This window comes from Paenibacillus camelliae (assembly GCF_023715345.1).
GTDB classification, from domain to species: domain Bacteria; phylum Bacillota; class Bacilli; order Paenibacillales; family Paenibacillaceae; genus Pristimantibacillus; species Pristimantibacillus camelliae.
On record NZ_JAMBNY010000058.1, the window covers coordinates 1 to 426 of the forward strand.

Below are 426 nucleotides of genomic sequence, written 5' to 3' on the forward strand. Positions count from 1 at the left end.
GCTGGATACTCTGCTGGACGGTCTGGCGGAGTATGCGCAGTGTAACACCTCGGTGGTGAAAAGCTCGCCGGTAAAAAGGCGGTTACCACCGCTGTGAGTTTTTCCGGAGGCGGTGCTGCGCACCTGTCCGGGCTACCAGACGGCACCACTTGTAGCCTCGCTAAGCGAAGCGCGAGCGATGAGACAGCAGAACAGGTGGCTGAGAGAGTGCAGGAATGTGTAGCCTCGCTAAGCGAAGCGCGAGCGAGGAGATAGCCGAACCGGTGGCTGAGAGAGTGCAACAGTGGTGGGGGAAGGATTACTCGGCGCTAAAGCGCCTCGCCCTTCGGGCCGTTGCCTGCGGCAACGTTCTCTCGCTTCGCTCGAGTCGAACCTTAGTCGAAGCTTCTCATCCTTCCCCGTGGGGCAGAATATAGAATATCGTAG

The 426-nt window shown here is 59.2% G+C and carries 1 other RNA gene; it reads right to left on the minus strand.

What is annotated here, in order from left to right:
- Positions 1-281 precede the first annotated feature (281 nt).
- A non-coding RNA gene (locus tag M3180_RS22380) (RtT sRNA) lies at positions 282-413 on the minus strand.
- Positions 414-426: the final 13 nt, after the last annotated feature.